This window comes from Nocardioides sp. URHA0020, from assembly GCF_000620705.1.
GTDB lineage: Bacteria > Actinomycetota > Actinomycetes > Propionibacteriales > Nocardioidaceae > Nocardioides.
The window spans coordinates 1-23,386 of sequence record NZ_KK211169.1 but is presented as its reverse complement, the minus strand read 5'-3'; the positions used below and the strand labels follow the sequence as shown (position 1 = coordinate 23,386).

Below are 23,386 nucleotides of genomic sequence, written 5' to 3'. Positions count from 1 at the left end.
GTGCGCCTCCTGTGCACCCGTTGAGCGCACTCGTCTGGCGGTCGCGACCGGCAGCGCCGGTGGCCGAGGACGGACGGACCGCTCGGACGGATGAGCCGGGGGGCGAGCGGGAACGTGTCCGGTATGCCGGGCGACCTCTCCACCTACCGCCGCAAGCGTGACTTCACGCGCACCCCCGAGCCCGCCGGCGCGCTCGCGGGCACCGACGGGCAGCCGAGGTTCGTCGTCCAACGTCATCGGGCGAGCCGGCTGCACTACGACCTGCGGTTCGAGATCGGCGGCGTCCTCGTCTCCTGGGCGGTGCCGAAGGGCCCCACGTTGGACCCGGAGGCCCGGCGTCTCGCGATGCACGTGGAGGACCACCCCGTGGACTACCTGCTCTTCGAGGGCGTCATCCCGTCCGGTGAGTACGGCGGTGGCGACGTCATCGTGTGGGACACCGGGACCTGGGAGCCCGTCCACACCGAGGATCCCGCGGCCGCTGTCGCGGACGGTGAGCTGCACGTGGAGGTCCACGGCCAGAAGCTGCGCGGTCGCCTGGTGCTCGTCCGCCGCGGCAGCTCGGCGGACGGGAAGGAGTGGATGCTGCTGCACAAGCACGACGAGCACGCGGCGATCGGGTGGGACCCGGAGCAGCATCCGGTGTCGGTCCTGACGGGGCGCACGAACGACGACGTGCTCGCCGACCCGGACTGGGAGTGGCGCACCGACCTCCCGGCCGACCGGGCGGGCGTCTCGCTGATGCCCAGCCCGCTCCCGGACGACGCGCTCGACGAGCTCGCCGCGATGGGGACGGCCGGGACCTGGGAGGTGTTCGGACGCTCGCTGAAGGTGACGAACCTCGACAAGGTCCTCTTCCCTGCGCGCACCGACGAGGCAGGGGTGACCAAGCGTGAGCTGCTCGCGTACGCCGCGCGGATCGCCCCGGCGGCGCTGCCCTACCTGCAGGGCCGGCCGGTGAACCTGCACCGCTACCCGAACGGAGCCGACGAGAAGGGCTTCTGGCACAAGCAGCGCCCCGGTCATGCCCCGGACTGGTTGACGGGCTGGGACAACCCGGATGCCGACCGGGGCGAGACCACGACCTACATCGTGCCCGACGAGCCGGCGGCCCTGGTGTGGATGGCGAACTTCGGAGCGCTCGAGTGGCACCCCTGGACCTCGCGCACCGAGGCGCCGCACGAGCCGACGTACGCGCTCATCGACCTCGACCCCGGCACCGAGACCAGCTGGGACGACCTCCTCGTCCTGGCCCGGCTGCACCGCACCGCCCTCGACCACCTGGGCGTGACCGGCCGGGCGAAGGTGACCGGCCGACGCGGCATCCAGATCTGGATCCCGATCGTGGCCGGGTACACCTTCGATGACACCCGCGCCTGGGTCGAGCAGGTCTCCCGAACGGTCGGGAAGGTGCTGCCCGACCTGGTGAGCTGGAAGTGGGAGGTCAAGGCCCGTGGCGGGCTCGCGCGCCTGGACTACACCCAGAACGCCATCAACAAGACCCTCGTCGCGCCGTACTCGCCCCGCGCCGGAGCCGGTGCGCCGGTGTCGGTGCCGATCGGCTGGGACGAGCTCGACGACCCGGACCTGCGCCCGGACCGGTGGACCATCCGCACCGTGCTGGACCGGGTGGAGTCCCTGGGCGACCCGTTCCGCGTCCTCCTCCGCGGCGCCCAGCAGCTGCCCGAGCTGACCTGAGCGAGGATCCTCGTCGCGCGTTCGGCGATGTGGCGGCATCGCGGCGAGATCAGCGATCGAGCTGTTCGGGGCCACCGCCGGCCCGCGGGGACGACGCCGACCGACGACCGCCGGTGGGCTTCCCACCGTTCCGACCCACACGAACGGTGGATTGCCCACCGCTCACCGTCGTGATCGCCGCCGTCGCGGTGCTGCCGACCGCGTCTGGATCCTCCGGGCCTCGAGGTCAGGGGGCGAGGGCGCGGGTGACGTCCGCAGCAGCGCCCGACCGTACGTGGCTGTGACCCGTCCCCGCCCACAGGTGCGCGACCTCCATGTCCCCGGCCGCGATTGCGGCCTGGCGGAGCGGGAAGGTCACGTGGTGGAGGTGCGGGTACCCGGCCGGTGCATCGGCGTGCTCGGCGATGAAGCGGTTCTCCAGGCCACGAGCCCACCGGCCTGTGAAGGCACGGGTGAGGGTCGTGCGGGTGAAGTTCGGGTCTACCAGCGCTGCTCGGTGCGTTGCGTTGGTTCCCGCCTCATCGGTCAGCAGGTACGCGGTGCCGGCTTGGACGGCGACGGCACCTCGGTCCATCAGCGCCCGACTCGTCGACGTGTCGACGATGCCACCCGCAGCGACGACCGGTACGTCGACGCTCGACGCGATGGCGGACACCAGCGTCATCAGCGGCGAGGTGCTCGGACTGGCGTCCGCGTCCCAGGTAGCCCGGTGGCCGCCTGCTTCGTGCCCCTGGATACACAGCGAGCCCGCCCCTCGGGCGACGGCTGCCGTGGCTTCGTCGAGGGAGCTCACCGTGACACAGGACAGGATGCCGCGGTGGGCCAGGGCGTCGAACACGTCGTCGGCCGGGCATCCGAAGGTGAACGACACCATGTCGGGGCGCAGGTCGAGCACGAGGTCCAGCTTGGCCTGCCAGTGGTCGTCCTCCCACTGCGGCTCTCCGAGCGCTACCTGCAGACGGGTGGCTTCTGGTTGCAGTGACCGCCGGTAGGAGTCGAGGAGCACAGGATTCGGCTCGTAAGCGTCGACGACGAAGAGGTTCACGCCCAGTGGACCGGTGGTATCGACCCGAGCTGCGTTGATGTCGGCGGCGACTGCCTCAGGAGCTGTGGATCCCGCGGCCAGGAAGCCGAGGCCGCCAGCCTCGGAGACCGCGGCGGCCAGCGCAGGCGTTGAGGGCCCTCCTGCCATCGGCGAGCTGATGACCGGCAACGCCAGGTCGCGCAGGTCGAACACGTCGTTCACGCTACCGAACGTGCGCAGCCGGTGCGACCCGTTCAGGAGCCAACGCGGCGAGCGGTCGCTCGAAGCGGACCCTTCCCATCGGATTGGGCCTGGACCACGCTTGCCGCGATCCGTCGTTGGCGTGTCACACGACGCCTCACGGGCCTGGTCCAGCACGGGCCACGAGGCAGTTCGGTCGCGGCGCGGTGCGGGGCACCTGCTTCAAGCGTGCGCTCGACCCGGTGAAGCCGCCCGGTCCGACTGCGGCTCACCGTCCCGCCGGCACCCTGGCAGCACGCCGCAGCACGGGTGAATGACAACGACGTTGTACCGAGGGTTGTCACCAGGCATGTCCGCTCGCGGCGAGCCAGCCCCCGGTCCCCGGAGACGCATGCGGCAGGATGTCCCCGGCATGGTTCACGAGCCTGTGGAGAACTCCGGAGGGTTGTCAGAATGAAAGTAACCATGTCCCGGGCCCCTAGCTCAATTGGCAGAGCATCGGACTTTTAATCCGCGGGTTGTGGGTTCGAGTCCCACGGGGCCTACCCAAAGTGGTCAGGTGGCCGCCCAAGTGGGCCATATGCACCCCAGGGTCTGCACCACGACCTATCCACCGGGTCGGCGAGTCCCTAGTCTCGCGTCAGACTGAACCGCCGGCGGCCCGAGACCCCGGCGGTTCATTCATCTCCGGCAGCTGGCGCGCCCGTGTCGATCCAGTACCGCAGCTTGCCGTTGCGGGCGTCCTCGAACACCCCGCCGCAGCGCTCGATCGTGAGGCGCGAGCCGTCGTTGTCGTCGTCGCAGGTGACGAGCACGCGGTCGAGGCCGAGGTCGGCGGCGCGGCGTACGCCGAGGGCGAGGGCTCGGGTCGCGTGCCCCTCGCGGCGACGTGACGGACGCACCGAGTAGCCGATGTGGCCGCCCTCCTCGAGCAGCCAGGGCGTGAGCGAGTGCCGCAGGGCGAGGTAGCCCACGAACTCGTCACCGTCGGTGATCCAGAAGTAGGTGCAGTGCACCCGCCCCTCGGGGAGAGGGGTGGCGGGGTCGGCCTGGGCGAGCAGCGCGGCGATCAGCGCGGGCGCACCCTCCGGAGAGACGTCGACGACATCGAAGTCCCACAGACCCGAGCCGTGCATGAAGTCCCGCTCACCGAACTCCTCGACCGCCTCAGCCCAGGAGGCACGCAGGTCGAGGTCCGGGGTCACGAGCGTCGTCATGGCCCCATCCCATCAGATCCCAGAACTGCAACGTGTTCTAGGATCGGCCGGTGGCCGGAGACCAGCGCGAACCCAGCACCGCGGAGCAGGTGGCGCGCGAGGCGTCGCTCTACGGACCCTTCACCGACGTCGTGCGGGAGCTCGTCGACGCCACGATCCGCACCGAGATCGACGACGCCGAGGTCGCGGGGATCCAGACCGAGCTCGCGAGCATCGTGGCCCGGCTCCGGACGCGCCAGCTCGACGGCCCGTACGCCGTGAACAACCGCGGCCGGCACTGGGGCAACACGGTCGTGGGTCTTCGCAACGCGATCGCCCCGCCGCTGCACATCGAGCGCGAGAGCACCGGTCGCGCCTGGTCGAGCTTTCACCTCGGTGCGGCGTACGAGGGTCCTCCCGGCCTCGTGCACGGCGGCGTCTCGGCGCTGGTCCTCGACCAGATGCTCGGCGAGGCGACCGGCGCTGGCGGCAAGCCGGGCATGACGGCCAGCCTGACGCTGACCTACCGGCGCGCCACCGCGCTGGGGGACCTGCGGGCCGAGGCGTGGATCGAGCGCACCGAGGGCATCAAGACCTGGGCGCGCGGCCACCTGTCCGATGCCGACGGAGTGACGGTCGAGGCCGAGGGCCTCTTCATCCTCCCGCGCTGGGCGCGGGAGAAGGCGGCAGCGCAGCCGCCGCCGTCCTTCGAGTAGGTCAGCCGACCGTCTGCTCGACCGGTACGCCGCGCTCGCCGGCGTCGGTGAGCCGCGACTCCTCGAGCGCGCGCTCCTCCAGCTCCGCCCGTCGGGTTGTCTCGAGCATGGCCCGCGCGGCGTCGTACGCCCCGGGGTCGGAGACCAGGTCGGTGGCGCCGCGCTTGAGGCGGCTCAAGGCGCTGCGCGCGAAGATCTGCTGCTCGGTCGTGGTGCGCTCGGAGCGACCGCGCCCGATGAACGAGACCGCCCAGTGCAGCAGCGCGGTGACGCGGCTCTTGAAGCCGGTGATGTAGATGAGGTGCAGCGCCAGCCACATCAGCCAGGCGAGCACGCCGGTGATCCGGAACTTGCCGATCAGCGCGACCGCCCGGAAGCGGCTGATGATGGCCATCGAGCCCTTGTCGAAGTAGTGGAACGGGCCCGCGGAGGGCTTCGACTTCAGACGGTTGTCGATCTCCTTGGCGGCGTACTTCGCCCCCTGGATCGCGACCTGGGCGACACCCGGGAGGTTGTCGAGCGCGATCATGTCGCCGACGACGAAGACCTCGGGGTGACCCGGCAGCGTCAGGTCGGGGTTGACCGCGATCCGGCCGGCGCGGTCGAGCGGGGCACCGGTCTGCTCGGAGAGCGTGCGGCCGAGCGGGTTGGCCTGGACGCCGGCCGCCCAGATCTTGGCGACGCTCTCGATGCGCTCGACGCGACCGTCCTTGAACTTCATCTCGATGCCGCGCTCGTCGACGTCGGTCACCATCGCGCCGAGGATGACCTCGACGCCGAGCTTCTCGAGCTCGGACTTGGCCTTGGCGCCCAGCTTGGCGCCGAAGGGCGGCAGCACCTGCGGCGCGGCGTCGACGAGGATCACCCGTGCCTGCCGGGTGTTGATGGCGCGGAAGTCCTTGTGCAGCGTGCGGTGGGCCAGCTCGGCGATCTGGCCGGCCATCTCCACACCGGTCGGGCCGGCGCCGACCACGACGAAGGTCAGCAGGTGGTCGACGGGCTCACCCCGGGTGGCGCCCAGCTCGGCCATCTCGAAGGCGCCGAAGATCCGACCGCGCAGCTCGAGGGCGTCGTCGATGCTCTTCATGCCGGGGGCGTACTCGGCGAAGTGGTCGTTGCCGAAGTAGGACTGGCCGGCACCGGCGGCGACGATCAGCGAGTCGTACGGCGTGACCGTCGAGCGGCCGAGCACCTGGGAGGTGACGGTGTGCGCGTCCAGGTCGATGCCGGTGACCTCGCCGAGGAGGACCTGGGCGTTGTCCTGCCCGTGCAGGATCTCGCGGGTCGGAGGTGCGATCTCGCCCTGGGAGAGGATGCCGGTCGCCACCTGGTAGAGCAGCGGCTGGAAGAGGTGGTGCGTCGTCTTGCCGATGATCGTGACGTCCACGTCGGAGCGGCGCAGCTGCTTGGTGCCGAAGAGTCCACCGAACCCGGTCCCGACGATCACCACCCGGTGTCGCTCGGCTGCCTGCTCGTGCTGCTGCGTCGTCGCCATGACGGGCCCTTCGCTTTCGTTCGTTTGGATCGTGCCAAGAGAACATCCTCAGCGGCACCCATTGTTCCGCTCCGCACCCCGGTTTCCGCAATCGGGGCGGTCATGTTGCTCACACTCACCGTGATATCGGGTCAGCACGACGAGTTCCGCACATATCGCCCGGTCTGGACCGGCGAAACCGTCCACGGTTCGCAAGGTTTCGACGGAAAATGCAGGGGTACACGCCGGGGACTGCCTCCATCCTGCTCAGCCTCTCCGTGGAGAAACACCGTGCCGCTGAACCGGCCCGCCCTGTCGCTGGGCTCGGGTCCCCGCGGCGTGCAAGACGCGCGCCGCTGGGTGGTCGACGCATGCCACGACATGGGGCGAGACGACCTGGCCGAGTGCGCGGAGCTGGGTGTCTCCGAGCTGGTCACCAACGCGCTGCTGCACGCCGTGCCCCCGCTGACCGTGCGAGTGCGCGGCACCGTCGAGCATCCCCGGGTCGAGGTCCACGACGGGTCCGCGGAGGTCCCGCCGATGCCCATTGACGACGCCGAGGACGACCTGCTCCTCACCTTCGGGCGGGGCCTGGGGATCGTGGCACGCTGCTCGACCGCCTGGGGCGTCGACGTCGAGGAGCACGGCAAGACGATCTGGTTCGCGCCGTCGTCCGAGCCCGGCGGCGACCCGGTCGAGGGCGTCGTGACCGGCGAGCGCGTCGCCCCCGCACGCGAGCCGGCGCCCGACGAGATGCGCATCGACATCGTCGGCGTACCCCTGCGCATGTACGTCGAGTTCCAGCGTCACTACCGCGAGCTGCGCCGCGAGGTCCGACTGCTGTCGCTCGCCCACGAGTCCGACTACCCGCTGGCCAAGGACCTCTCCGCGCTCTTCGGCGCGCTCGAGAACGACCTGCGTGACGGCATCGGCGCCGAGCAGATCGAGCAGGCGCTGGCCTCGGGGGCAGCCACCGCCGACCTGCACGTCGCGATGCCGCGCGAGACGGCCGCGACCATCGGTCGGTTCATCGAGCTGCTCGACCTCGCCGACGCCTTCTGCCGGGAGAAGCGGCTGCTGTCGCTCGCGCGGATGCCCGACCAGCAGCGCTTCCAGCGCTGGTTCCTCAGCGAGTTCGTCCGGCAGGAGCAGGGCGCGCCCGCCGTGGCGTGGAAAGATGCGCCCGTGTCGCGATCCCAGGACCCCAGCAGCGTGACGTGACCGTCGGCGCCTCGACGCCGCGGCTCCTGGCCGCGGTGGCGGTGGGCGGCGCGGTCGGCGCCTGGGCCCGCTGGGGTCTGACCGCGGCTCTGCCCGCGGAGCCCGACGGCTTCCCGTGGACGACCTTTGCGATCAACGTGGTCGGGTCCTTCGCGCTGGCGCTGCTGCCGGCCCTCGTGGTCGTGCGCCGACAGCGCCTCCTGGCCGTGGCGCTCGGCCCGGGAGTGCTGGGCGGGTTCACGACCCTGTCGGCGTACTCCGAGCAGACCCGGGCCCTGCTCGACCACGGGCACGCCTCGACCGCCGGGCTCTACCTCGTCGCGACCCTCGCCTGCTGCGTGGTGGGCGTCGCCGTCGCCGACCACTGGTCGCGGCCGTCCGAGCGGGCGGCCGTCGCACCCGAGGGCGGCAACGAGTGACGGCGCTGCTGGTCGCCCTCGGCGCCGCGGTCGGGGCGCCGCTGCGGTTCGTGGTCGCGAGCCGGTACGACGAGCCCGGCCGGCTGCCCCTCGGCACGATGCTCGTGAACGTCACCGGGTCGGGGCTGCTCGGTCTGCTCTCGGCGCTGGCCCTGTCGGGTCACGCGATGGCCCTGCTGGGCACCGGCTTCTGCGGCGGCTTCACGACGTACTCGGCCTTCGCCGTGCAGACGCACGGGCTCGGGCCGCGCCGCGGGACGGCGTACGCCGCCGGCACGATCGTGACCGCGCTGGCCGCCTGCGCGGCAGGGTTCTGGCTCGCGGCCTGAGCCGCTGGTCCGCGGACGCGCCGCGGTCAGCCGTAGCCCAGGTCGTGGAGACGGGCGTCGTCGATGCCGAAGTGGTGGGCGACCTCGTGGACGACGGTGATCCGGACCTCGTCCTCCACCTCCTGCACGCTCTCGCACATGTCGAGGAGGGGGTTGCGGAAGATGAAGATGCGGTCGGGTAGATCCATCATCGGGTCGCCCCAGCGCTCGGTGAGCGCGATGCCGTCGTAGAGCCCGAGCAGGTCGGGGTCGTCGGCCGGTGGCTCGTCCTCGACCAGGACGACGACGTTGCGCACCAGGGAGGTGATCTCGTCGGGGATGGCGTCCAGGGCGCGGTCGACGAGGGCGTCGAACTCCACGGAGCCCATCTCGACCGGCATGCGGTCATTGTGCAGGCACGCCGAAGGAGCCCGTCGAAATGACACCAGCCCCTCCCGGACCGGGAGGGGCTGGTGCTCATCTGCGACCCCGACGGGACTCGAACCCGCGGCCTCCGCCGTGACAGGGCGGCGCGCTAACCAACTGCGCTACGGGGCCAGGTATCTCACTGGTGAAGCGGTGGAACTCTAACCCATGGTTGCGGCCGACTCCCAATCGGGCCGACTCGCACCTCGGGTCGCACCCCCAACGGGATTCGAACCCGTGCTACCGCCGTGAAAGGGCGGGGTCCTGGGCCGCTAGACGATGGGGGCCGGACGTGCACGGAGAAGCATAGAGTCCCCTCGCTGAGCGCTCCAAAAGCAGCAGCCGCCGCTGGTTTCGCCCGACCCCGACGGCTCCTGTATGGTTTCCGTCGCTTGGCCAGGTAGCTCAGTTGGTACGAGCGTCCGCCTGAAAAGTGGAAGGTCGGCGGTTCGACCCCGCCCCTGGCCACCGGCAAGCAGGTCTCTGACCTGCGAAGACACCCCCACCGGGTAATCGGTGGGGGTGTTTTCGGACACGTCAGTTGCAGTTTCCGTTGCATTTCGCTGCGGAGACATCTGCATTGATGGCGTCACCTGGCACGCGTGGATCTTGGTCGGGGCACCCTTTCATGGGCGGTCGCCTCAAGACCGCTGGGCGCGAACGTTATACACGTGCCGCAGATGCCACGGCGCTCTCTGGGATGCTCCGGGGAGGTCCGGGCGAAGCGACGGTCGGGCCGCGCGACATACGCGTTGACTTGACCCGAATTGACCAGCTCGATGTCCCGGCCCATCGGACCAAGACGCAGACTTTCCTGCGCGCGTTGGGGTCTGTCACCCGTTCGTGCAGCAGACCCCTGACGTGTTCGACGCCAACGTGTGGACTCACCACGAAGAGCAGCTGAACGAACCGGCGACCGAGGTTCGCGCTATCTGACCTGTTGCGGGCCGCCCGACGACCCGGGTTCGGCGCGATCGCGACGCTGCTTCGTGCCGAGTGGCGGTTTCCATCGACCGCAACGTCCAGCTATGCGGTTGAGTTGTGTCATGGCACGCAAGCTCTTGGCGGGAACGTTGCGGATGGGGCACGTCAAGAACGACGACGGAACGTCGGAGGTCGTGATCGTTCAGTTGGACGCGAAAGGGGCGATCGCGACCCGGCCGAGATCCAATCCCGGCCTCGATCCGTTTCGGATGCTCACCGATGATCCGCCTGCCGCGCCTGACCCTCTGCACTTCTACGACCACGAAGGACGCCTCACCCTCCTGGAGTGCCGGAACGTCGGTACGACCGCTTCCACCGGCGGAGCCAGCGTGGAAAGAATCCGAGCGACCCGGGTTGTCGCGTCTGGCCGGGATGCGATCCCCTATGACGCGGTCAACGGCATGAGAGTCGAGATCGACGGGCTCGCTACTTGGGCGGAGATGACTACCGTCCAGCAAAGTCTCGAACGCACAGGCGATGAGTCGTTGGCAGTGCTGATCCGGGCTGACAACCCCGACCCGATCCTGCTCGGCGGCCCACTCAACGTCTCCCTAGAAACCACATTTACCCACAATCCACGCCCCACGGGCAACGTCTTCTCCGTTACCGACATCGTGTCGGTCCGGACGCGGTCTGCTGAGCTCGTGGCGTGGGAGAACCACGCGGTCGTGCACCGCATGCTGCAGGACCTGATGTGCTTGGTCTACGCAAAGCCCTGCAGCGCAGAGCTCACCGCAGTGATGCGCGACGACGACCAGGCCTACTCTGACAGCAGCGAGAAACGCTTCTGGCACGAGGCGTACCAACCCTCGTTCGGACGAGGGTCCGCCGCCGTCAGACCTCTAGACAGAACGCGCGACAGACCCTTGTTCTATCTGCGCGACCTGGACGAATCAGCTCTTCAGTCTTGGATGGCCGAATGGGATCTCTGGTCACGCCCCACCTGGATTGCTGTCACCACGATGTTTCAGCAAGGCACGACCATTGAGGCGAAGCTCCTGCAGATCGGAGTGGCTCTTGAGTCACTCGGCTTCGCCATCTGGACTGCGGAGCGCAACTCGAGGGGTGGCGCGACGCCGAACTTCCCGCGACTCCTGGAGCGGGTCACAGATGCCGTTGGCTTCCACCACAACCGCCTCTATGGCGAAGCCGACGCAAGGACCTGGCGCCGTGACTTCAATGAGGCCTTCAAGGGATCGAAGCATGCAGACCGGCCTCTCCCCGACGCTCTGGCGGCTCGCGACTTCGCCGCTCAGGGCCTCAACTTGATCCGGGCGTGGCTTGCGGTGCGGCTCGGCGTCGATACGGACCGACTGATCGAACGCATGGAGAGGTGATCCCGTTCGATCGATCTGTTGCTCTCAGCCGTCGAGGCGATCCGCGATCTGAGCCCCGCACGACTGTGAAGGGCAGCCGAGGTGCCGCGCTGATCAGCCGGTTCCGTCGTCAACCCGTGGACATCTCGAACGTCAGGCGAGAGAGACGCACCAGGCAACGCCGATGCCAACTACGCCCAAGATCGTCAACAGCGCGCTGTCGCGGTAGATGGTGATTTGGGTCGCGACCGTCGCCCACGATGGCTCGACGGAATCGAGGTGATCTTGGGCGTTCGCTTGCAACCACGGCCGCGGCTGGTGGGTAATCCAGGCTGAGTCGACGGTTCCCATCACCTTTCTGTTCACCACGACACCTGCGGTGCCGAGCAGGGCAAGGAAGAGGACCGCGATTGCAACAGCCCAGATGACGAAGCCCACCAGGCTGGTTCCGTCCACGATCTTCGAAAGTGCCGCCGTGGACAGACCGATCAGAACGATGAGGGTTGTGAAGAGGAACTGACCGCGCTGACGGATCTGCTCGAGCTGTTCAGAGAGGGCATCGAGTTGGCGCTGGGCGACGGCAATCAGGAGGTTGAGCTCCTGATCGGTGCACGATGAGATGTCGGCCGGTTGCGATCGATGGAGTTCAACGACCGGAACCGACTTTCCCGCCCAAAGACCGCTGAGGTGGACCAGGTACAGCTTCCATTCAGGAAGCGGAGCGGGCGGCTCCGTTCGCCCAGATGTGTCAGGTGCCATTTCTAACCTCCGTTGAGCCAGCTGGCGATCGCCGCCGAGACGGCCGACGCAATCGGCTCCGGCAGGAACAGCCACTGTCCAGCGGGGTTCACATCCAGTAGGACCTCATCGCCGCTCGGGGTAAGGATCCAGTCCTGACTGCTGTAGCCGAGACCAAGGTCGTCGGCTAGGCGCGCCGCCGCCTTGGCAACAGTGTCGTGCGTTCCGTACGTCGCGCGAAAGGAGCTGTGTGCTGCCTCCTCTGCTCGCCAGTCGAGCGGGACGGAGTCTGCGTCGAGCTCAGCAACCCAGCACTGGCCGCGGACCGTGACGACTCGCAAGTGGGTGCTCGCGGTAATTCGCTCCTGGAGCAGGAACGGCGTCGGCCCGAGATCTTGGAAGTCCGGACTCAAGAGATCGACCGCCGTCGCATAGACCACAGCAGGAGTGCCGTCTGAGGTCGTGAAATGGCCAGGCCCCAGGGGCTTGATGACTACGTTGTGGCCAAGTTCGCGCACAGCGGTGTCGACCTTGTTGGTGACCACGGTTCGGGGCGTCGCAATGCCGAGACGGTCGGCGATCCGGATCTGGAGCAGCTTGCTCTCACAGATGAGCAGCGGGTCGATTGGCGTGAGCCAGTCGATCCCCGGAACACGGGCTATGCCGGCAATCAGCGAAACTGCCGCCGCTTGCGCAACTGCGGCGTGCGAGCCGATTGCGTCCCCGTGCCCCCAATCGGCAGGGGCGAGACGACGCATCCAAGCCCGCGCGCGCCCTGAGCGAAAGGGCCCAGCAAGACCCTCGACCTCGAAGCCATCTGCTGACAGCAAGTAGGGGCGCGACGACAAAGATTCAGCGTCGATGACAACTGTTAGCGCCGACTCCAGGAGGGCCGCAACTGCCTCGACGTGAGGGTCGGTCTCCTCACCAACGATGAGTACGCACGCACCCAGGTCGCTGGTCATCCGACAGGTAGCCCGCAAGCAAAGCCGTCAACGGATCGCCTGTCGTCGTCGACGGTTTCAGGGCTAGCCGTAAGGGTTCCTCGGTTCGCGCCCTCGCGGTCCGTCACAGCGGGAATGCTGGAGAGTACGAGGTACAGGTCGTCAGCAACAGCACGCGAGCCACAGGGCATGCCCCGACTCTAGGGCGTCAACTGGGACGCGGGTGGCGATTCGTGTCTAAGCGTTCGGCCTCAGCCCGCGGGAAGTCCAACCGCCACGAGGACACTGTGAGCTCGGTCGTTGTCGGCCGTCTCCTCCTTATGCGTCAGCGTGGATCCTGTCGGACCGCTTTCTCGGTCAGCCGCGAACTGCGACCCGAGCCGCAGGTATAGATCGAGCTTCTCTGCCGGTGCGTCTGTCATGTTCAATGCTCCTACGAGAGTGGAAGGCTCGTCAGGTCATGTCGGTAGGCCGCGCGATCGCGATCAGCCGTTTCGATCTCCTTGGTGTCGGTCTCGCGCCCCGTGCGCGTGTCGCGGCCGACGTTGGACTGGCCAAGAGTCACGTACAGATCGAGCATTTCGACTCCTGTCGTCATGTCTGAGCGTACGGGTTCGCAAGTGCGAGCGACCTGGTTGCATTGCCGCGCGCGTCGAACTGACTAGCGGACCGCACGTTCGCAAGCCCCCACCCACACGCTCCCTGCTAGTCACGGAGATCAAGTGGTAGCGACCGACGTCCATCTCGTGCGCCCTCTACCTTGACAATCCCGTATACCGAGAGATGATTACAGGTAAATGAGAAAGTCAGCTCCGCCTCTACTCGCAATCCTGCGCTCTCGTCTGCAGGGAGAGATCCTTTCTGCGATCTATCTGAGCCGCTGGGACGCGCCACTGAGCATCAGCGACCTGGCACGCGAACTTGATGAACCCGTAACCAGTGTTCACGCCGAAGTTCGGCGACTTCTCGAAGCGGGACTCCTGGCCGAGGTCAAAGCCGGCCGATCCCGCTTGATCTCGGCTCCCGATGACACCCTCGTCACGCGCGCACTTCGCGAGCTCCTGGCCGTCACCTTCGGCCCCCTTCCCGTCCTCCGGGGCCTCCTCACCGAACTTCCTGGCGTCGAGGAAGCCTACATCTACGGCTCCTGGGCATCGCGATATTCGGGCGCTCCGGGACCGACCCCGAACGACGTAGACGTGCTGGTCGTCGGCAGCGTCGATTTAGATCTTCTGGACCAGATCGCTGAGACCGCGCGCGGAAAGCTCCACCGGGAGGTCAACATTCGGCAGATCTCCAAGAAGCGGTGGCAACACCCTGGCGACGACCCGTTCCTTCGCACCATCCGCGACCGTCCAATGGTGCACCTGCAAGCGCTGCCGAACGGACTAACGACGCAGACACCCGCCGCAGCAGACTCTCCGTGAGGCAACCAGACCGGGTAGATCCACAACACAGGAGTGAGGGCTTCCGATGACCCGCTGGGCGATCGGCGAGACAACCATCCAGCAGATGCTGAGCGCCGGGCACCTTGAGAGCGTCGCAGCGAGTCGCAGTCAGGCCGATTTCCTCGTCAAACAAGCGCGCACGCATCTCGCATCCGCGACAGCGATCGCTGATGCTGACCCCACCGGCGCCTACCAGCTCACATACGACGCGACTCGCAAAGCGCTGGTCGCGGTGTTGGAGAACCAAGGGCTGCGGCCTACCCACGCGGGCGGCCATGTGGTCGTCGGCGATGCAGTCGCAGCTCAGTTGGGCAACGTTGCTGGCAACCTCCTGCGCGCATTCCCTCGGATGCGCCGCACTCGCAACGACAGCGAGTACCCGACGGGCGACGCGCCATCGGTGACGGCGCACGACGTCAAAGCGGACCTCGCGAGAGCCACAGACATCGTGGACATGGCCGAGCAGGTGCTCGACCAGATGGGCGCCTTCTAGTCGACTGCGATGCGGGGACGACAGACAGTTCGAATCTCAGTTTGCCGTTCCGTACAAGTAGGACGTCGACTTTCGAACAGCCTCGACACGCAACTCGTCGACAACGTGCTGATAGCGGCGAAGCATAGCTTCGCTGCTCCATCCCATGAGGTCCATCACCACGCGCTTGTCGACGCCTTGGACCAGGAGGATGGTCGCCGCGGTGTGTCGTGCGTCGTGCAGACGAACGTCGCGGACCCCGGCCTCGGCCAGGATCTCCTTCCATTCTCGAAGATCGGCGCGCGGGTCAATTGGTGAGCCATCGGGCTGGGTGAAACACCAAGCCGGTGTCGTGCCATGCCGGCCCCGCCGCGAGCCGCAGTTCGGCTTGGGCCGCCTTGTGCGCGCGAAGGTACGCCGCGCTGACGTCGTCGAGCGGAATCACGCGTTCGCCTTTGCGAGTCTTGACTTGCGTCACGACAAGTCCGCCTCCGTGGCGAGAGGGGCAATCGGCTCCTCGCTTGGCGCCGCACGGCCACTCCCGGCTTCCCGCGATGCCGATCTCCTCCCCACAACCGTGCAGGTAGGAGTGTCGCTGCAGCTGTTGGGCAATGGAGAGGCGCGGGGCCGACTCAAGAAAGGTCCGCGACCAAGGCAGACCCAGCGTCTCTCCCTGTCGCAGACCCAAAGCAAGCCGGATGACATGTCGGGCGCCTCCGTCGCGCTTCAGGGCCGAAGCGATTACGCGGCGTGCTTCGTCGACGCTAAGGACTCCACCTTCGAAGTCGACGGCGTCTACTGCTTGCGAGGCAGTCGACTGAACCTGCGTCGCCGGATTGTTGCCGAGGAGCCCAGCGCGAACCGCGTCCTTGAGGGCGCTATGCAAGGTTCGATGGACGTGGTCGACCGTCGCGGGCCGGTAGCGCACGCGACTCAGGCCGGCTTCCGTCACAGTCTCGCGACGCATGGCCGCCTCGAACGCCTCGATCTGTACCCACGTGAGCCTCTTGAGCCGCACCTTGCCGAGACCCGGAATCAGGTGCCTGATGATGTCCGTACGGTAGGAAGCAAGCGTCTTTCGCCTCAGGCGGTTGGGCGCGATCTCGCGGAGCCAGTGGCTCAGCCATTGCTCTAAGGTTGTGGCCGCACCCGCGGCGGCGAACTGCCCCGACTCTCGAGCCTTCTCTAGTTCAGCGACCTTCCGCGCGACCTCTGTACGGTTCCTGCCCTGCCGATGCCGGCGATCGTTGGAGCCATCGGCGCGTTGGCCCATCGTGACCCATCCGTGCCAGGTCCCCTTGGGATCGCGGTAGATCGAGGACTCACCGTTGCTGTTCCGGGTGCCCTTTTTACCCATCAGAGGTCACGATCCTTGGTCGCCAGACTGTCGGCGTAGCGATTGACCTCAACCACATGGACCAGTCGCCGGCGTCCGATCCGGACCGATGCCAACGTCTCGTCGCGCAAGAGTTCGTAGATCTTCGACCGGCCGATGCGCAAATATTGCGCGGCCTCCTCCACGGTGAGAAGAACGGTGTGGGCCGCAGCGATGGGCGAGGCGAAACCCGGGAGCGCCGAGCCGATCCCAGTACGGGCCTCATCCTCGACGGGCTCCGTCGCAGACGGCTCAGTCGAGCGGGGTACGCAGCAGGCGCACCTACCGTCAGAGTTCATGGTCATACAGGTGCCTATGCCATGTGCCAGACCACCGGCGGCAGCAAAGTGTGGCCGGGTCCGGGAGGAGCGTTTGCCAGGCCGAGGTACGCCCTCCTGGTGGCGCAGACGCCAAGCTCTTCTACGTGGTTGAACTCGGTCACGGCGAAGTCGACACGCCTGGCGACCGGGCAACCCTTTGCTTCGGTTCGACCTCATCAGGTCAACCGACCTGGACGTCGCGACCACCTTTCGACCTTGGAGACCAAGGACGCCACGGAGTTGTACACGTTTGTGGGCAGATTCGCCGACCCCCTGGATGCGTTTGCCCAGGTCAGAGCCCTGCCGACAGCGTCGCGACCACTTTGACCGCACATCCAGCTCCTACATATAGCTATATATAGAAGGAAGTGAGCAATAGAGAGAGTTACAGCGGAACTAGGTCCCAGTGTTGGTGTTAGGTATCTATCAATCTAAAAGAGTGGTCTCTCTTCTTAACTACTACTACCAAAACGCCGTCTGACCTGCGCAAACGTCCAGGCCACTTTTCCGCCACTTCTGTTGGCTTGTGGTCTTGGACCGGAGTTCAAGCGTGGAACAGGCCAGCGGCGCGACCACTTCTGGCCAGGCAAGTGGGCAAGGAGCGCCTAGTCCGAGACCCACAGCCCATTCGGAGCGCGATGCTACTTATGAGTCTGTAGACCAAAAGGTAGCAGCCCGGAACCGTTCTCGGGGTGGCCGAAGGAGATCTGCAGCGGGTCGTAGGTCGGAACCTTCGCCGTCATCGAGAGGCCCTTGGCCTCTCACAGGAGGCGTTCGCTGACAAACTCGGATACCACCGCACCTACGTCGGCGGCCTCGAGCGAGGTGAACGGAACTTGTCCCTGAGGTCCGTCGAGCGAATCGCCGAGCGGATCGAAATACAGCCCCTGACCCTTCTGCTGGAGGGTGAGGGCGAAGCCAGCTAGGCCAAAGGTTGCTGCCACGGGGTCGTGCCCCATTGTGACAGCGAGGAGAGTCCCGCCAACGCCACTTGAAGACCCGCCCAGCGGACGTGGGCGTCCATATCCAGTGCTCTACCGGCAGTGCAGCGACTGCCGCGCGCAGCGATTGCTGCGCGAAGCCTCGCCCGACCGACTGAGCTAACAGATCCAATAACCCCGCACAGCGCGAAACATGTGGTCCTACTGAGGACTCATAAGTAGCGTCGTCGTCTCGCGATCCAAACGGTCACGGCAACTTCCCATAGTTCGCGCCCCAGCACCCAGGGCCGCCATCAGCCACGAGAGACCTCATGATGTCGACAGCCAACCTCGACGAATCGTCGATCGCCGCTGTGATCGGAGACTGGCACGGCGACCGATCGTGGGCCAACGCACGACTCCAGTCGCTGGGGGAACGCGGTGTCAGCGTCGCGCTCCACGCCGGCGACTTCGGCATTTGGCCCGGACCGAGCGGCAAGGCCTTTCTACAGTCCGTCGAGAAGGTCTGCGCAAGGTACGACATCGCAGTGCTCGTCACTCCAGGTAACCATGAGCATTGGTCGCGCATTAATCAGCTCTGGGAGAACCCTAAGAACCGTGAAGCAGACGGTGAAAGGCGCCCCCTTTACCTCACCGAGCACGTCGCCGTCCTCCCCCGCGGCTATAGATGGTCGATGCACGGCCGCTCCTTCGTGTCGCTTGGTGGAGCACCGAGCGTGGACTTCCTCTCTCGGCGCCAGGGAAAGGATTGGTGGCCCGAGGAACAGATGACGCAGGAGGACGTTGATCGAACAATCGCCGGCGGCTACGCCGACGTGATGATCACTCACGATGCACCCGGACCGCCGTGGGCGACGCGAGCAGTCGAGGACATTGTGACGACGAACCCGATGAGTTGGACCGACCGCGCACTCTCATATGCAACAGAGGGTCGAGACCTCGTCACTGCCGCATTCCTCGGCGTTGCCCCACGGCTTCAGGTGCATGCGCACTATCACTGCTCGGGCCAGCGGACGGTCACGCTGTCCGGCGCTGGCTACGACACCGAGATCTGGTCACTGGATTGCAACGGCAAGGCGGGGAACATGAGACTCCTCGACCTCGCCACGCTCACCGATCCAGTCAAGGCCGGGAGATGACGGAAGATACGCCTGAAGTCGGGGCTCCAACTCCGCCGCCGAACGAGCTCGCTGACCTGCTTGCTCCGTTCTGGACACCTGGAAGGACACAACGCGCCCTCGACGTGGACGAGCTCAAACTCGCCGAGCTCCGCCGCGACGGTCTGATCTTGGGGGTGGAGAGCACCGATGGCGATCACCGTTACTCGGTCGCGCAGTTCGAGCGCGCCGGTGACCTCACGCGGGTCCGCCCCGGCCTGCAGAGCCTCTTTCGAGCCCTCCGTAAACACGAGGCGTGGACGGTAGCTGTGCTGATGCACACCCCGGCGCCGGAGCTCGGCGACCTCACACCGCTTCAGTGGGTACGAGCGGGCGGTGACCGCGCGCGCCTCGATGCGTACGCCAGGCTGGTCTCGAACGAACTGTCCAGACCGAAGGCGTGAGTGGCGGAGGCAATACGGGACCAATGCGACAACGTTGATACGACACGTATCAAGACGAAGCCACCAGGGCCGCGAGCTGTGCACCTCAGCGCTGGATTCCGGAGTCGACGCCCGAATCGCCTGCGTCGGCCGCGACAAGTACGGGGTCCAGAGCACCGTGGTGGTCAGCCCCAGCGCGTGACGCAATGGCCGACACCTGGTCCCCTGCACGAGTCCCACGATGAGCAGGTTGTATCAAGTGCGGGGACCTTTGCCTACGGAACAGGTCGACCGCACGCGAGGCAGGGCCATCCTGCGCAACTGTCTGACGGACCCGTCCTCCGAGAATTCAAGAGACTGCTCGCACGGCGCCACTTTGAGCCGCGATCGAGCCTCAGCGGACAACAACTCCGTCCATTCTTGGGCGCGCCTTGCCCGCGCCGCGGCACCCCTGCCTGGTCCAGTATTCGACGCACCGCGGACTGGGTGCGATCCGCCAGTTCCGCGATTTCGCGCAGGGAGCGACCTGCGCGGCACTGGGCTGCGACAAACTCCAACAGGCGTCGCCGTTGCTCCGGCGAGGGTCTCGTAGTGGCAGATCCCCGGAACTCCGCAACTGCATCGAGGACCGGCCTCGACGGATAGGGCATGGCCTCTCATACCCACGAATGAAGGCGATCTACCGCGCCCGCAGCGCACAGTTCCGCGCTAGATCGTGCTTGGCCACGTAGGTCCGGTCGGTCCCATGCGCCAGGATCCGCCCGTCGCCAACCAGCGGCGTTGCACTTTCGCCGGAGTCTATGTCGGACCTCTGAGGCAGGATGCGAGACCGATACGGCATTGCGCCGACCGAATGCTTCGAGATCAGGCGAGACTAGGGCGAGATGAACGAGACGAGACCCCCAACTACCGGCGCGCAGCACCTCAGCACGCTGGAACGGGAGCATCGGCGCACCCACGGCAAGGTCTATACCTCAGCATCCCTGGCTCGCTTCGTCCTGGACCAGGCGCTGGCACAGGGTGAGCCTCTTCCAGGTCCGGTCCTGGATCCGGCAGTCGGTGCCGGTGTCTTTCTCCTGGCGTGCTTGGAGCGCATGGCCGCGGAGAGTGATCTCCGAACGGCTGCCGGCCGAGGCAAGTTGCTCCGGCGAGCTCAGTCCCACCTATGGGGCCTCGATCTCGACCCGATGGCTGTCGAACTGACCCGCAAGTCGTTGTGCTCGGCCGCCGAGCAATTCGTGGGCACGCTGCTCGAACCCTCAACGTTCGACGAGAACATCGTGGTCGCCGACTTTCTGTCCGACGGCTTGAGCGCGTTCCCTCGCTTAGCCCAGCGACCGAGGCTGCTGATCGGCAACCCGCCCTACGTGACGGCCGACCGAATCACGGCGCCAAAGAAGGCGCAATACCGGGCGGACTTCAGCAGCGCGTTCGGACGTCTCGACCTCTACACCCTCTTCATGGAACAAGCCTCACGAACCGTGGACGCCGGCGGCGCGTTCGCATTCATAACTCCAGACAAGTACCTGTCCAGTTCGTCGGCAGGCCCGTTGCGGAACCTGCTCCGTGAGACTGGGACGGTCCGCAGCATCGCGGTATTCAGCAGTCACAGGGTCTTTGAGGACGCGGCGACCGTTCCGTGCGTCACTGTCTGGTCATCCATCGTCGCGGCTGATGCCGAAGCTCGGTCAGTCCGAGCTCAGCAGAAGGACCCTGATGTTGCCGGGCACCCGAACCCTGCGGACACGACTGTATTGAAGGTGAGCAGAGTCGCCCTTGCCGACGACAATGAGCGAACACCCGTCGTCGAAGAGGTCCAACTCCTCAACTCCGCTCGGCTTGAATTCTCGACGTGGTCCTTCCAACGCAGCGGCTACGAATCACTTGAGGAACGGTTGACTGCCGGACACCCACGACTCGGCGCACTGACCGAGCGGATCTCAGCAGGCCTGACGACCGGCTACAACCCGGCATTCATTCTCGACGCCAAGACTGCGAGTCGCCTCGAGCCCGACCTGATTCACCCCACGGTTCGCGGTCGTGACGTCCTCGCAAACGAGATTGTGGACTCGGGCGAATGCATGCTCGTTCCCTACAGATGGGCCGCAGACGGGACACCGCACCTAGTAGATCTGAAGGAGTTCCCGAGGACGGGGCGGTGGCTGCGTCAGTTCCGCAAGGAGTTGAAGCAACGCCACTGCGTACGTGTCTGGGGGAAGCCCTGGTGGGATCTTCACGATCCAGTCGGGGCGCCGCTGCACACGACCGAGAAGATCCTGGTGCCCGACGTAGCCCGATCCAACAGATTCGCGGTCGACATGGGCAGATACGTCCCCCAGCACTCGCTCTACTACCTGACCGCGACGACTCTGCCTTCGGACACACTCGTCGCGATCCTCAACAGTCCAGCGATTGAGTTCCTGATCCGGACCCGAGCCCCTCAGGTCAAGGACGGATTCAGCCGCTACCGGCGCCAGTTCCTTCGTGAGTTGCCGATACCTGACGTCACCGATGACACGCGCGACGCAATCCGAGAGGCCACCGCCGCTCAGCGGCATGATGAGGTCGCCGACCTGATATCTGCCCTGTTCGGCGTCGAGACCGACGAGATCGCGCAAGCTCTCGACTCGATCGACCCGAACAGCCCGAGGAGTACACGTGTCGCTGCCGGAACTGGACGAGTTCCGCAGGAGGGTCGTCCTTCTTCGGTCTGATCCGGCGATCGCGACAACCGCAACATCTGACGGCCGATTCGCGCTGAGCAAACTCCCAATCGAAGACGTCGCTCGTCTTCTGCGCGACGCCGCTTGCGGGTACTACTTCATGCTCGCGGCCACAGAGCTCAACCGCACGTCGCTGCGCCAGGCCGCGACCGAAGACGAAGCACAGCTAGTTCCAACGAGGCAGCGCCGTGCGTTCGCCGTGCAGACGAGGCTGCCTGTTAGCGCGGACTTTGACACCATTGCTTCCAACGCCACCGCACTTCGTCAAGGCGATCTCCAGCGCAAGGCGCGCGGACGGACCGAACAGCACTTCCGAGACCGCCTCGCTGCCGAGGGCATACCGCTGTTCATGAGCCCTCCGCGGCGAGAAGTGCCCGGAGTGGTCGTCGCGCGTCGCAAGCCAGACGGGGTCTGGCCCGATCCGAAGACTGGCGAGTCGCCCGTCATCTACCTGGAGGTCAAACGCATCCGCCGGGTAGCCGATGACATCCAGAAGCGCCTCTACGAACTCGCCGAGGCTGCACTGGAGATGAAGCTGCTTTACGGATCGGCAACGTTGCAGGGACTCGGGCTGAGCGACACCCTGACGTTTGATCGCGACAACGCCGCCCAGCGACTCCGCACCATGGTCACCGGATCGGCACCCTTCGTCGTCGGGCTACTTCTCTGCCCGCGCGCCGAGGCGGAGCGATACCGCGCCGGCGCAGAGGCCTTCATCGACAAGATCTTCTTCCAGGAGGAGATCGAAGAATGCATCGACTACATCAAGACAGCGATCGAGGACCACGGCGGTTAGATGTGATGTCCGGCCAGGTTGTCCAACCGGGTGATGGGTGGTTGGCCGCCGAGTGCTGAGTGGGGCCGATGGTGGTTGTACTGGTGGATCCATCCTGCCAGGGCCGCTCGGCGGGCGTTCTCGGATGTGTAGAGCTTCTTGTAGGCCCAGCCGTCGGCCATGGTGCGGTGGAGTCTCTCGATCTTCCCGTTGGTCTGCGGGCGACGGGGTCGAGTTCTCTTGTGTTTGATCTCGAGCTCTTGGCAGGTGTCGCGCCACAGGTGTGAGATGTAGGCCGAGCCGTTGTCCGACATGACCCGCTCTACGTTGACGCCTCGTTCGGCGAACCACGCGATCGCTCGGTAGAGGACTCCGACCGCGGTGACGGCCTTCTCGTCGTCGTGGCACTCGGCGTAGGCCAGGCGGGTGTAGTCGTCGATGACGGTGTGCACGAAGCAGGTCCCCATCGACACGTCGTAGCGGTGGGTCTTCTTCCCGGTCCGGTTCCGGGTCGAGCGACGGTTCACGTTGCCCCGGTTCACCCCGACGAAGCGCCAGCCGCCACCATCGGGGATGTTGCCGAACTTCGTGGTGTCGACATGGAGCAGCTCCCCGGGCCGGGACCGCTCGTAGCGTCGCGCTGGTTCACCGGTGGTCCGGTCGATGTAGGTGAGCCGGTTGAGCCGGCAGCGGACCAGGACCGCGTGCACGGTCGAGGCTGGCATGCCGAGCTTCGCGCCGATCTGGACCGGTCCGAGGCGTTGCTTCCACCGCAGGTGCACGATCTTGCGCACCACCGGCGGCGGTGTCTTGGCGTGCTGGGTGTGGCGGGCCGAGGACCGGTCGTTCATCCCGGCGATGCCCTCGTCACGGTAGCGGCTCGCCCACTTGTCCGCGGTGCGCCACGAGACGTTGAAGAACTCAGCCGCACGAGACGGTGGCCAACCGTCCTCAACGATCAACCTGGCCAGCCGCAGGCGGTGTCTGGGAGTCAGAGCAGCATTAACGTGGGACACGAAGGCCTCCTGGGTGGGAGCGGTTCCTAGATAGCTCCACTCCACACCGGGAGGCCTTCACCCATCTACGGGTTCGCCGTACCCGATCGCACAACGTGCCTGGGCATCACA

Annotated in this window: 25 protein-coding genes and 4 tRNA genes; 15 read left to right on the top strand and 14 right to left on the bottom strand. The window is 66.5% G+C overall.

The window, feature by feature from the left end; genetic code table 11:
• Nucleotides 1-123: 123 nt before the first annotated feature.
• A complete protein-coding gene (ligD, locus tag N542_RS0114875; protein WP_028644607.1) occupies nt 124-1,698 on the top strand; it encodes a non-homologous end-joining DNA ligase LigD in 1,575 nt (524 codons plus the stop codon).
• Nucleotides 1,699-1,924: 226 nt separating this feature from the next.
• Here the strand turns inward: ligD and N542_RS0114870 are convergent, their stop codons facing one another.
• On the bottom strand, nt 1,925-2,944 hold the full coding sequence (locus N542_RS0114870; RefSeq protein ID WP_028644606.1) for an NAD(P)H-dependent flavin oxidoreductase: 1,020 nt from the start codon (nt 2,942-2,944) through the stop codon (nt 1,925-1,927).
• Nucleotides 2,945-3,395: 451 nt separating this feature from the next.
• Between N542_RS0114870 and N542_RS0114865 the strand changes: the two genes are divergently transcribed.
• Nucleotides 3,396-3,468, top strand: a tRNA-Lys gene (locus N542_RS0114865).
• A 132-nt stretch (nt 3,469-3,600) separates the two neighbouring features.
• On the opposite strand, the gene N542_RS0114860 is transcribed toward N542_RS0114865, so the two are convergent.
• Nucleotides 3,601-4,140, bottom strand: a complete 540-nt coding sequence (locus N542_RS0114860; RefSeq protein ID WP_028644605.1) for a GNAT family N-acetyltransferase — start codon at nt 4,138-4,140, stop codon at nt 3,601-3,603.
• Between the two features lie 50 nt (nt 4,141-4,190).
• On the opposite strand from N542_RS0114860, the gene N542_RS0114855 reads away from it, so the two are divergent.
• On the top strand, nt 4,191-4,835 hold the full coding sequence (locus N542_RS0114855) for a PaaI family thioesterase (protein WP_028644604.1): 645 nt from the start codon (nt 4,191-4,193) through the stop codon (nt 4,833-4,835).
• A gap of 1 nt (nt 4,836) precedes the next feature.
• On the opposite strand, the gene N542_RS25010 is transcribed toward N542_RS0114855, so the two are convergent.
• Nucleotides 4,837-6,330: an NAD(P)/FAD-dependent oxidoreductase gene (locus N542_RS25010; RefSeq protein WP_036508116.1), complete on the bottom strand. Its 1,494-nt coding sequence runs from the start codon at nt 6,328-6,330 to the stop codon at nt 4,837-4,839.
• Between the two features lie 360 nt (nt 6,331-6,690).
• Here N542_RS25010 and N542_RS25005 point away from each other — a divergent pair, with 360 nt between their 5' ends.
• From N542_RS25005 to N542_RS0114835, 3 genes are read left to right on the top strand one after another with little or no spacing between them, the layout of a single operon-like run.
• On the top strand, nt 6,691-7,530 hold the full coding sequence (locus N542_RS25005) for an ATP-binding protein (protein ID WP_231482685.1): 840 nt from the start codon (nt 6,691-6,693) through the stop codon (nt 7,528-7,530).
• Nucleotides 7,527-7,949: a FluC/FEX family fluoride channel gene (locus tag N542_RS25000; protein WP_051551837.1), complete on the top strand. Its 423-nt coding sequence runs from the start codon at nt 7,527-7,529 to the stop codon at nt 7,947-7,949. The genes N542_RS25005 and N542_RS25000 overlap by 4 nt, the downstream gene beginning before the upstream one ends.
• Nucleotides 7,946-8,278: a fluoride efflux transporter FluC gene (locus N542_RS0114835; RefSeq protein ID WP_028644603.1), complete on the top strand. Its 333-nt coding sequence runs from the start codon at nt 7,946-7,948 to the stop codon at nt 8,276-8,278. The genes N542_RS25000 and N542_RS0114835 overlap by 4 nt, the downstream gene beginning before the upstream one ends.
• 26 nt (nt 8,279-8,304) lie before the next feature.
• On the opposite strand, the gene N542_RS0114830 is transcribed toward N542_RS0114835, so the two are convergent.
• The 3 genes from N542_RS0114830 to N542_RS0114820 form a co-directional block, all read right to left on the bottom strand.
• Complete coding sequence (locus tag N542_RS0114830; RefSeq protein WP_028644602.1) at nt 8,305-8,658, bottom strand: metallopeptidase family protein; 354 nt, start codon at nt 8,656-8,658, stop codon at nt 8,305-8,307.
• A gap of 83 nt (nt 8,659-8,741) precedes the next feature.
• Nucleotides 8,742-8,815: transfer RNA gene (locus N542_RS0114825), tRNA-Asp, on the bottom strand.
• Between the two features lie 82 nt (nt 8,816-8,897).
• Nucleotides 8,898-8,970 (bottom strand) — tRNA-Glu (locus N542_RS0114820).
• Nucleotides 8,971-9,077: 107 nt separating this feature from the next.
• Here N542_RS0114820 and N542_RS0114815 point away from each other — a divergent pair.
• Nucleotides 9,078-9,151: transfer RNA gene (locus N542_RS0114815), tRNA-Phe, on the top strand.
• 578 nt (nt 9,152-9,729) lie between these two features.
• On the top strand, nt 9,730-11,004 hold the full coding sequence (locus N542_RS0114810; protein ID WP_028644601.1) for a hypothetical protein: 1,275 nt from the start codon (nt 9,730-9,732) through the stop codon (nt 11,002-11,004).
• A 132-nt stretch (nt 11,005-11,136) separates the two neighbouring features.
• On the opposite strand, the gene N542_RS0114805 is transcribed toward N542_RS0114810, so the two are convergent.
• The 3 genes from N542_RS0114805 to N542_RS27585 form a co-directional block, all read right to left on the bottom strand.
• The gene (locus tag N542_RS0114805; protein ID WP_028644600.1) at nt 11,137-11,742 is read right to left on the bottom strand and encodes a hypothetical protein; all 606 of its coding nucleotides are present in this window, start codon (nt 11,740-11,742) and stop codon (nt 11,137-11,139) included.
• Nucleotides 11,743-11,744: 2 nt separating this feature from the next.
• Nucleotides 11,745-12,686 (bottom strand): ATP-grasp domain-containing protein, encoded by a 942-nt coding sequence (locus tag N542_RS0114800; RefSeq protein ID WP_028644599.1) that lies wholly within the window; start codon nt 12,684-12,686, stop codon nt 11,745-11,747.
• A 412-nt stretch (nt 12,687-13,098) separates the two neighbouring features.
• Complete coding sequence (locus tag N542_RS27585) at nt 13,099-13,263, bottom strand: hypothetical protein (protein ID WP_155993117.1); 165 nt, start codon at nt 13,261-13,263, stop codon at nt 13,099-13,101.
• 199 nt (nt 13,264-13,462) lie between these two features.
• On the opposite strand from N542_RS27585, the gene N542_RS24995 reads away from it, so the two are divergent.
• Together N542_RS24995 and N542_RS0114785 are read left to right on the top strand one after the other, a co-directional pair.
• Nucleotides 13,463-14,092: an ArsR family transcriptional regulator gene (locus N542_RS24995; protein ID WP_051551835.1), complete on the top strand. Its 630-nt coding sequence runs from the start codon at nt 13,463-13,465 to the stop codon at nt 14,090-14,092.
• Between the two features lie 46 nt (nt 14,093-14,138).
• A complete protein-coding gene (locus N542_RS0114785) occupies nt 14,139-14,606 on the top strand; it encodes a hypothetical protein (RefSeq protein WP_028644598.1) in 468 nt (155 codons plus the stop codon).
• 36 nt (nt 14,607-14,642) lie between these two features.
• On the opposite strand, the gene N542_RS28445 is transcribed toward N542_RS0114785, so the two are convergent.
• From N542_RS28445 to N542_RS27205, 3 genes are read right to left on the bottom strand one after another with little or no spacing between them, the layout of a single operon-like run.
• Nucleotides 14,643-14,897: a tyrosine-type recombinase/integrase gene (locus N542_RS28445; protein WP_442937483.1), complete on the bottom strand. Its 255-nt coding sequence runs from the start codon at nt 14,895-14,897 to the stop codon at nt 14,643-14,645.
• Nucleotides 14,893-15,942: a hypothetical protein gene (locus tag N542_RS24990; RefSeq protein ID WP_051551833.1), complete on the bottom strand. Its 1,050-nt coding sequence runs from the start codon at nt 15,940-15,942 to the stop codon at nt 14,893-14,895. Before N542_RS24990 ends, N542_RS28445 begins: the two co-directional genes overlap by 5 nt.
• On the bottom strand, nt 15,942-16,265 hold the full coding sequence (locus N542_RS27205) for a helix-turn-helix domain-containing protein (protein WP_197025978.1): 324 nt from the start codon (nt 16,263-16,265) through the stop codon (nt 15,942-15,944). The genes N542_RS24990 and N542_RS27205 overlap by 1 nt, the downstream gene beginning before the upstream one ends.
• Before the next feature lie 707 nt (nt 16,266-16,972).
• On the opposite strand from N542_RS27205, the gene N542_RS27200 reads away from it, so the two are divergent.
• The 3 genes from N542_RS27200 (at nt 16,973) to N542_RS0114760 (ending at nt 18,782) form a co-directional block, all read left to right on the top strand.
• Entirely contained in the window at nt 16,973-17,206 is a 234-nt protein-coding gene (locus tag N542_RS27200) for a helix-turn-helix domain-containing protein (protein ID WP_081795224.1), read from the top strand.
• Between the two features lie 326 nt (nt 17,207-17,532).
• On the top strand, nt 17,533-18,360 hold the full coding sequence (locus tag N542_RS0114765) for a metallophosphoesterase (RefSeq protein WP_028644595.1): 828 nt from the start codon (nt 17,533-17,535) through the stop codon (nt 18,358-18,360).
• A 104-nt stretch (nt 18,361-18,464) separates the two neighbouring features.
• Entirely contained in the window at nt 18,465-18,782 is a 318-nt protein-coding gene (locus tag N542_RS0114760; protein WP_028644594.1) for a hypothetical protein, read from the top strand.
• Between the two features lie 254 nt (nt 18,783-19,036).
• On the opposite strand, the gene N542_RS28440 is transcribed toward N542_RS0114760, so the two are convergent.
• Nucleotides 19,037-19,411, bottom strand: coding sequence for a helix-turn-helix domain-containing protein (locus tag N542_RS28440; RefSeq protein WP_442937467.1), 375 nt, complete (start codon nt 19,409-19,411; stop codon nt 19,037-19,039).
• Between the two features lie 234 nt (nt 19,412-19,645).
• Between N542_RS28440 and N542_RS0114750 the strand changes: the two genes are divergently transcribed.
• Both N542_RS0114750 and N542_RS0114745 read left to right on the top strand, forming a co-directional pair.
• Entirely contained in the window at nt 19,646-21,475 is a 1,830-nt protein-coding gene (locus N542_RS0114750; protein ID WP_081795223.1) for an Eco57I restriction-modification methylase domain-containing protein, read from the top strand.
• Nucleotides 21,420-22,280 (top strand): hypothetical protein, encoded by an 861-nt coding sequence (locus N542_RS0114745; protein ID WP_028644591.1) that lies wholly within the window; start codon nt 21,420-21,422, stop codon nt 22,278-22,280. The genes N542_RS0114750 and N542_RS0114745 overlap by 56 nt, the downstream gene beginning before the upstream one ends.
• Here the strand turns inward: N542_RS0114745 and N542_RS0114740 are convergent.
• Entirely contained in the window at nt 22,277-23,275 is a 999-nt protein-coding gene (locus N542_RS0114740) for an IS481 family transposase (protein WP_028644590.1), read from the bottom strand. The genes N542_RS0114745 and N542_RS0114740 overlap by 4 nt on opposite strands.
• Between the last annotated feature and the right edge of the window lie 111 nt (nt 23,276-23,386).

Bases quoted from the DNA above. Each gene is read 5' to 3' on its own strand.
- ligD (WP_028644607.1), top strand. From the start codon at position 124: ATGCCGGGCGACCTCTCCACCTACCGCCGCAAGCGTGACTTCACGCGC.
- N542_RS0114860 (WP_028644605.1), bottom strand. From the start codon at position 4,140: ATGACGACGCTCGTGACCCCGGACCTCGACCTGCGTGCCTCCTGGGCT.
- N542_RS25010 (WP_036508116.1), bottom strand. From the start codon at position 6,330: ATGGCGACGACGCAGCAGCACGAGCAGGCAGCCGAGCGACACCGGGTG.
- N542_RS25005 (WP_231482685.1), top strand. From the start codon at position 6,691: ATGGGGCGAGACGACCTGGCCGAGTGCGCGGAGCTGGGTGTCTCCGAG.
- N542_RS0114830 (WP_028644602.1), bottom strand. From the start codon at position 8,658: ATGCCGGTCGAGATGGGCTCCGTGGAGTTCGACGCCCTCGTCGACCGC.
- N542_RS0114810 (WP_028644601.1), top strand. From the start codon at position 9,730: ATGGCACGCAAGCTCTTGGCGGGAACGTTGCGGATGGGGCACGTCAAG.
- N542_RS0114805 (WP_028644600.1), bottom strand. From the start codon at position 11,742: ATGGCACCTGACACATCTGGGCGAACGGAGCCGCCCGCTCCGCTTCCT.
- N542_RS0114800 (WP_028644599.1), bottom strand. From the start codon at position 12,686: ATGACCAGCGACCTGGGTGCGTGCGTACTCATCGTTGGTGAGGAGACC.
- N542_RS27585 (WP_155993117.1), bottom strand. From the start codon at position 13,263: ATGACGACAGGAGTCGAAATGCTCGATCTGTACGTGACTCTTGGCCAG.
- N542_RS24995 (WP_051551835.1), top strand. From the start codon at position 13,463: ATGAGAAAGTCAGCTCCGCCTCTACTCGCAATCCTGCGCTCTCGTCTG.
- N542_RS0114785 (WP_028644598.1), top strand. From the start codon at position 14,139: ATGACCCGCTGGGCGATCGGCGAGACAACCATCCAGCAGATGCTGAGC.
- N542_RS24990 (WP_051551833.1), bottom strand. From the start codon at position 15,942: ATGGGTAAAAAGGGCACCCGGAACAGCAACGGTGAGTCCTCGATCTAC.
- N542_RS27205 (WP_197025978.1), bottom strand. From the start codon at position 16,265: ATGACCATGAACTCTGACGGTAGGTGCGCCTGCTGCGTACCCCGCTCG.
- N542_RS0114765 (WP_028644595.1), top strand. From the start codon at position 17,533: ATGATGTCGACAGCCAACCTCGACGAATCGTCGATCGCCGCTGTGATC.
- N542_RS28440 (WP_442937467.1), bottom strand. From the start codon at position 19,411: ATGCCCTATCCGTCGAGGCCGGTCCTCGATGCAGTTGCGGAGTTCCGG.
- N542_RS0114750 (WP_081795223.1), top strand. From the start codon at position 19,646: ATGAACGAGACGAGACCCCCAACTACCGGCGCGCAGCACCTCAGCACG.